The sequence below is a fragment of the Enterobacter sp. 237C8 genome (assembly GCF_034106865.1).
Lineage (GTDB): Bacteria > Pseudomonadota > Gammaproteobacteria > Enterobacterales > Enterobacteriaceae > Enterobacter > Enterobacter asburiae_B.
Genome location: NZ_JAWNDF010000017.1, coordinates 1 through 7,840, shown reverse-complemented (window position 1 = coordinate 7,840; position 7,840 = coordinate 1). Strand labels below are relative to the sequence as shown.

General features: G+C 67.7%; 1 protein-coding gene and 1 pseudogene. Both read left to right on the top strand.

From position 1 onward, the window contains the following. Window positions 1-1,365: ShlB/FhaC/HecB family hemolysin secretion/activation protein (locus tag USF70_RS21665; protein ID WP_320736003.1), on the top strand; the 1,365-nt coding region annotated here is incomplete at its 5' end. Between the two features lie 14 nt (window positions 1,366-1,379). Further along, window positions 1,380-7,840, top strand: a pseudogene (gene cdiA, locus USF70_RS21660) (contact-dependent inhibition toxin CdiA); the annotation flags it as partial.

Sequence of the window (7,840 nt, the reverse complement as noted above, 5' to 3'; positions counted from 1 at the left end):
TGTCTGGATATGGCGAAAATAACGGAGCTTCTCGCCCGTATTTCTGACTGGTATATCAGCCGGGGATATATCACCAGCCGCGCCTTTCTTACCGAGCAGGATCTCTCCGGCGGTCAGCTGAATATTGTGGTGCTGGAAGGACGGCTGGAAGCGATCCGTCTGGAAGGTGAAACGCCGCGCATGCTGAAAATGGCGTTTCCGGGACGGGTGGGTGGCATCCTTAATTTACGCGACATCGAACAGGGGATGGAGCAAATTAACCGTTTGCGTTCAGAGCCGGTGCAGATTGAAATTCTGCCGGGAACGCAGGCCGGATATTCCATCGTTAATCTCACGGGCAAGCCGGAATTTCCGTTAAGTGCATCCGTGAGCCTGGATAATAGCGGGCAGAAGAGCACCGGTGAAAACCAGCTGAGCGGCGTGCTCACCGCCAATAATATGCTGGGGCTGGCGGATAAATGGTTTGTCAGCGGCGGGCGCAGCAGCGATTTTGCCAGCGCGTACGATGCGCAGAATTTCCAGGCGGGCGTCAGCGTGCCGTCTGGCTACGGCCTGCTGGACTACAGCTACGCCTGGAGTAACTACCGGACCACCATCAGTAACCAGGGCTTCAACTGGCTCTCCACGGGCGATACGAAAACCCACCGCCTTAACGCGTCCTGGGTGGTTTTCCGCAACGGGGAGGTCAAAACCGGCATTGCGGCGGGCGTGGTTCAGCGCTCCAGCCGCAACTGGCTGAACGACGCGCCGCTTAAGAGCAGCACGCGCAACCTCTCGAGCCTGATCCTGGGAATTACCCACACGCAAAAAATGCTGGGCGGCGTGGCGACCTTTAACCCGACCTGGAGCCACGGCATGCCGTGGTTCAATGCCGAAACCGACGAAAATAAATCCGGGGATATACCGCGGGCAGAGTTCCGCAAATGGAGCCTGAACGCCAGCTTCCAGCGTCCAGTCGCCCGTAACGCGTGGTGGCTGACCAGCGCCTACGGCCAGTGGTCGCCCGACCGGCTGTACGGCGCCGAGCGCCTGACGCTCGGCGGCGAAAGCTCCGTGCGCGGTTTTAAAGAGCAGTACCTGTCCGGGGATAACGGCGGCTACTGGCGTAACGAGCTGGGGTATTCCCTCTTCACCCTCCCGGTAATTGGCGCGGTAAGCGCAACGGTCGCCGTTGACGGCGGCTGGCTGGAAAAAGACCGTCAGGACCGCTTTGCCTCCGGCACGCTGTGGGGCGGTTCGGTGGGGCTGAGCAGCGCTGGGCGCGGGTACAGCAGCCAGATTTCGGTCGGCACGCCCCTGCACTACCCCGACTGGCTCGGCCCGGATCATGTGAGCGTTAACTGGCGCATTGCCTTCATGCTTTAAGAGACTCTACGACTATGGATACCCGTCACCCACCCGTTCGTTTCTCGCAGCGTCTGATCAGCTGGATTGTCTGCGGCCTGATGGTCTGGCAGCCGGTGGCACCCGCCGTCGCGGCGGCGCTCACGCCGGCCGGGCAGACCACGGTGGATAGGGCGGGGAACGGGGTGCCGGTCGTCAACATCGCCACCCCGAACGGGGCGGGCATCTCGCATAACCAGTTCGGTGAATATAACGTCGGCAGCGAGGGGCTTATCCTCAACAACGGCACGGACCGTTTAACCCAAACCCAGCTGGGCGGGCTTATCCAGAACAACCCCAACCTGCAGGCCGGGCGGGAAGCGACAGGCATCATCAACGAAGTCACGGGCGCCAGCCGCTCGCAGCTGCAGGGCTACACGGAAGTCGCCGGTAAGGCGGCAAACGTCATGGTGGCCAACCCGTACGGCATTACCTGTAACGGGTGCGGATTTATCAACACCCCGAACGTCACCCTGACCACCGGCAAGCCGCAGTTTGACGCCAGCGGTAACCTGCTGGCGCTGGAGGTGACGAAAGGGGCCATCACGGTTGAAGGCCAGGGGCTGGACGCCAGCAAGAGCGACGCGCTGTCGATTATTGCGCGCGCGACGGAAGTGAACGCCGCGATACATGCGAACGACCTGACGGTGACCGCAGGGGCGAACCGCGTGGGCGCCGACGGCAGCGTCAGGCCAATTGCCGGCGAGGGCGCCGCGCCCGTGGTGGCGGTGGATACCGGCGCGCTCGGCGGGATGTATGCGAACCGTATCCGCCTGGTCTCCAGCGAGGCGGGCGTCGGGGTTAACCTCGGCAACCTCACCGCGCGCCAGGGCGACATTCAGCTGGATGCGGGCGGGAAACTGACGGTCAGGAACAGCCTTGCCAGCGGCTCGATTAGCGCGAAGGGCGCGGGGGTGGCCCTCAGCGGCAGCCATCAGGCCGGGGGCGCACTGAACGTGGCCAGCTCGCAGGATATGGAGCTCAGTAACAGCACGCTCGCCAGCCAGGGCGACATGCGCCTTTCCGCTGCGGGGAAAGTGCAGATGACGGGCGGCGGGACAAACAGCGCGGGCGCGCTGGCGGTCAGCAGCGGGCAGGCGATGACGCTCAGCAATACCTCCCTTATCTCCCGCGGCGCGGCGACGCTGAACAGTCAGGACACCCTGACCGTCAACGGCGGCGGCGTGTCGGCACAGGGCGGGGCGCTGACCGTCGCGGGCGGGCAGGGAGTGGCACTTTCGGATGCCACGCTGACGGGCCAGGGCGACACCACGCTGTCCACCGGCGGCAGCCTGACGCAGCGCGGCGGCAGCGTCACCGGCAGGGGCGCGCTCAGCGTGGCGGCCGGGAAGGATATCACCCTGACGAATACCCGCAGCGGAAGCGATACCCGCGCGACGCTCAGCAGCGGCGGCACGCTGTCATCCACGGGCAGTGCGGTCTCGGCAGGGGAGAGCCTGGCGCTGAGCGGCGGGCAGCTGGTGCTGGACGGCCAGAGCCGGGCCGATGCCGCGGCCGATATCCGCCTGACGGGCAGCACCGTCAGTAACCAGGGGCAGGTGAATGCGGGGCGCGACATTGCGCTCTCCGGCGACAGGGTGTCCAGCAGCGGCCTGCTGGCGGCGAAAGGCCGTCTGGACGTGAACGCCGGAGAGCTGACGAACGGCGGCACGGCGCAGGGCAGCGACGTCACCCTGAAGGGACAGACGGTGACCAACAGCGGCACCCTGCAGAGCGCCGGCAACCTGACGTTAAGCGCCGGAACCCTGGCGCAGCGGGGCACGCTGAGCGCGAAAGGCAATGCGGACGTCACGGCGCAGCAGAGCCTGCGTAACGACGGCAGCCTGCTGGCTGACGGCGCGATGAACGTGACCGCCGGCGTGCTTGAGCAGAACGGCACCCTGTCCGGCGCGACGGCGCTGACGGCGCAGGCCGGCACCCTGACCAGCGGTCAGGCGTCCCGCACGACCAGCCAGGGCAATATACAGATTACCGCGACCCGCAGCGCCAGCCTGAACGGGCAGACGGACGCGGCGGGGGCGGTCACCGTCAGCGCCGGCGACCTGACCACCGGCCCGGACGCGCACCTGCAGAGCGGGCAGGGGCTCACCCTGCAGGCGCAGAACGCCGCGCTGAACGGCACCCAGGCGGCGAAAGGCGCCCTGTCGGTGACGGCGGGCACGATTGCGCACGCCGGGAAATCCACCGGTGACGCGCTGAGCTTTAACGCGTCCGGCGACCTGACCAGCGGCGGGGAGCTCACCGCCGGCGCCATTACTCTCAGCGGACAGAACATCCTCCAGTCCGGCGCCGCAAAAGCGGACCGCATGACCCTGACGGCCCCCGGGCGCATCACCAGCAGCGGCTCTCTGGTTGCCGGTACCCTCTCCCTGGACGCAGCCTCGGTGGAGAACGGCGGGCTGCTGCAGGGCACCACCCTGCTCGGCCTGAAGACCGGGTCACTCGCGAACCTCGCGGGCGGGTCGGTCTACAGCGCGCAGGATTTAACGCTGAACGTTCCGGTGCTGGCCAACGGCGGGCTTATCACCACCGACGGCACGCTGCGCATTAAAGGCGACACGCTGACCAACCTGGGTGAAATCAACGGCGTCAGCCTGAGCAGCGACTACCTCAGCCTGACCAGCAGCGGACGCCTGCTGGCGGACGACCGGCTCACCCTGAACGGCACTACTCTGGTTAACGCGGGCAGTATTGCCGCCGGCGACCTGCACATCACGGCGGACAGCCTGGAGAACCAGGGCACCGTCGAGGGGGACGCGGCCCTGACGCTCGGCGTGGCAGACCTCACTAACCGCGGCGCGCTGCGCAGCGGCGGAACGCTGACGCTTAACGGCGACACCCTTACCAGCAGCGGCGAGCTCAGCGCCACCGCGCTGCTGCTGAACCTGACCCGTCAGGTCAGCAACGAAGCGGGCGGCCGGGTGATTGCCCGGGACGGCCTGACGCTGACCGCCGCCAGCCTGACCAACAGCGGGCTGATGGCCGGTACCGACGCGCAGTTCAACAGCGCGTCGGTGACCAACGGCGGCACGCTGCAGGGAACCCGCTCGCTGACGGCGACGGGGGCACAGCTCAGCAACCTGCAGGCGGGCATGCTGCTCTCCGGTGGCGCGCTCGGCCTGCACCACTCCACCCTGAACAACGCCGGGCTCATGCAGGGCAACACCCTGAACCTGGCCACCGGCGAGTGGATGAACACCGGTAACGCGCTGGGGGAAGCGGGCGTGACGGCGACGGTGACCGGCGCGCTGACCAACAGCGGTAAGGTGCTCAGCCAGCAGGCGCTGGACGTTCAGGCCGGCAATACCGATAACCGGGGCCAGCTGCTGGCGAAAGTGCTGACCCTGCGGGGCGACCTGCAGAACAGCGGCCTGCTTCAGGGCAGCAGCACGCTGGCCTGGTCCGGCAACACCTTCGCGAACCAGACTCAGGGGCAGGTGACGGGCGGTGAGACCCTCACCCTGAGCGGACACACGCTCAGCAACGCGGGCAGCCTGCAGGGGCGCAGCGCCACGCTGGACGCCGCAGGCCTGAATAACCAGGGCAGCGTTCAGGCGCTGGACGCCCTGACGCTTGCCGCAACCGGCAGGCTGGACAACACGGGCGCCCTGCTCAGCCAGAACCTCTTCACGCTGACGGCGGCGCAGCTGTTTAACGACGGCCGGCTGGCGGGGAAAGCGCTGACGGTGAACGCCGCGCAGCTGACCAACACCGGCATGCTGCAGGGCAACGACACGCTGGCGCTGACCACCCGCGCGCTGAGCAACGGCGCCACCGGGCAGCTGGTGAGCGGAAGCGGCCTGAATCTGTCCCTGGACACGCTCGATAACGCCGGTCTGCTGCTGGTGAACGGCGGGCTCACCCTCCGGGGCAGCGACCTGACCAACCGGGGCGATATTCAGGCGCAGGACCTGGATTTGGGGCTGGGCAACGCCCTGAGCAATACCGGGAACATCGTGGCCACCGGCGATGCCGCGCTTCACGCGACGACGCTGACCAGCAGCGGCACGGTGGCGGGCAGAACGCTGACCGCAGGCGCGACGGAGCTGCGCAACAGCGGCCTGATGCAGGGCAGCAGCGCGGTTAACGCCGCCGCTGACCGCTTTATCAACGCGCTGAACGGCAAATGGCTCTCCGGCGGCGGCTTCACGCTGACGGGCGGACAGCTGACGAACGCCGGCACGCTGCAGGGCGCGACGCTGGACATGACCGGCACCACCCTGACCAGCAGCGGCACGGTGAACGGGCTGGCGGGGCTCAGCGGCACGCTCGGCGGGGCATTAACCAATACCGGGCTGCTGCAGAGCGGCGGCGCAACCACCTTCACCGCGGACACCCTGGCGAACCCGGGGCGCATCACCGGCGGCACGCTCTCCCTCACCGCCCGCGAGATGAACAACGACGGGCTGATGCAGGGAACGAACGGCCTGGCGCTCACCGGCACCGCGCTGACCACGGGCGCGGCCTCGCGCACCCTCTCCGGCGGCATGCTGACGCTGGACGCAGGCCAGCTGACCACGCAGGGCACGCTGCAGGGGAACGGCGCGGACGTCCGCGCCACCGGCGACTGGACGCACGGCGGGTCCCTGCTCAGCCAGGGGGCGCTGACGGCCACGACCGGCGGCACGCTGACCTCGTCCGGCTCGCTGATGAGCCAGGGGCGGGCGGATATCACCGCGCAGACGCTGGATAACCGCGGGCAGCTCCTCAGCGAAGGGGACGTGACGCTCGGCGGCAGCACCCTTAAAAACAGCGGCACCGTGCAGGGGAACACCCTCGCGCTGCGCCAGGACAGCATTAACAACCAGGGCACCCTGACCGGCCTGCAGAGCCTGACCGTTCAGGGGCAGCAGCGGCTGATGGCGCGCATGGCGATGGCCGCGCCGCAGCAGGCGCTGATTAACGGCGCAGGCGGCAGGCTGCTCACTCAGGGCGCGCTGACCATTGCCTCCGGGGCGGTGACCAACGCCGGCAGCTGGCAGGCGCAGAACATTCTGCTTAACGCGCAGTCGCTCAGCAACAGCGGCACGGTGCAGAGCGCCGACGGGCTGCAGATGACGCTGGCCGACACGCTCACCGGAACCACGGGCAGTAAGATTACCGCGCTGGGCAGCGCCACGCTGCAGGCCGCGACGCTGGTGAACCAGGGGCAGTGGGCGGCGAAAAACCTGACGCTGACCGGCGGCACGCTCAGCAACAGCGGCGCCATCAGCGGGGTGAATGGCCTGACCCTCAGCCAGACCGGCGCGGTCAGCCAGCAGTCGACCGGCACCCTGCTCTCCGGCGGGGCGCTGAACGTCACGGCGGCCTCCGTCACCAGCGACGGCAAAATGCAGGGGAGCACGCTCGGCATCACCACCGGGGCGCTCACCAACGGCGGACGTCTGCAGGGCGATAACGGCGCGACGCTGGCCCTCAGCGGCACGCTGACCAACAGCAGCGGGGGCGAAATCGTCAGCCGCGATGGCCTGACGCTGACCACGCCCGCGCTGTTTAACTACGGCCTGATTCAGGGCGGCGGCGAGACGCGCGTGACCGCCTCCTCGCAGGCGCGTAACGACGGCAGGCTGCTCTCCGGGGCGCGCCTGACGCTCGGCACGCCGCAGTTCACCGGCACCGGCTGGCTGCAGGCCACCGACCTGATACTCAATGCGGCAAACGCCACTAACGGCGGCACGTGGGTGGCCGACCGGGCCACGCTGACCGGCACCACCTTTGCCAGCCAGGGCACCACCCAGGCGGGACAGCTGACGGTTAACTACGGCCAGCTGAACAACAGCGGCACGCTGCTCGGCAACGCGCAGCTGAACATCGACGCGGACCAGGTGACCCAGAGCGCGGGCGGCAGGCTGCTGAGCGGCGGCAACCTGTGGCTGCAGAGCCGGGGGCTGGACCTGACCGGCCAGCTGGTCTCCCTGGGGGACTTAACGCTGCAGCTGACGAACGCGTTTACCAGCCGGACCGCCGTGGCGGCAGGCCGGACCCTGACCATCAGCAGCGGCGGCGACATCGATAACCGCAGCGTGCTGCAGGGGCAGGCGGTCAACCTCAGCGCGGGCGGGCAGCTCAGCAACAACGGACAAATCACCACCGGCGGCGGCACCAGCACGCTCTCCGGCAGCAGCGTGGCGCTGAACGCCGCGGGCTCGGTGCAGGGCGGGGGCGACATCACCGTCGCCAGCCGGAGCAACATTACCGTCGACGGCTTCACCGGCACGCGCGGCTCGCTGACCCTGAGCGCGCCGGGCGCCATCGTCAACACCGCGCTGCTGTACGCGGCGAATAACCTGGCGCTGTTTGCTGACAGCATCACCAACCGGCGCGGCGACATCATGGCGGGGAACAACCTGTGGATGCAGCGTGATGCGGCGGGGAATGCGAACAGCCAGGTGGTGAACACGTCGGGGAATATTGAGACGCAGAATGGGGATATTAC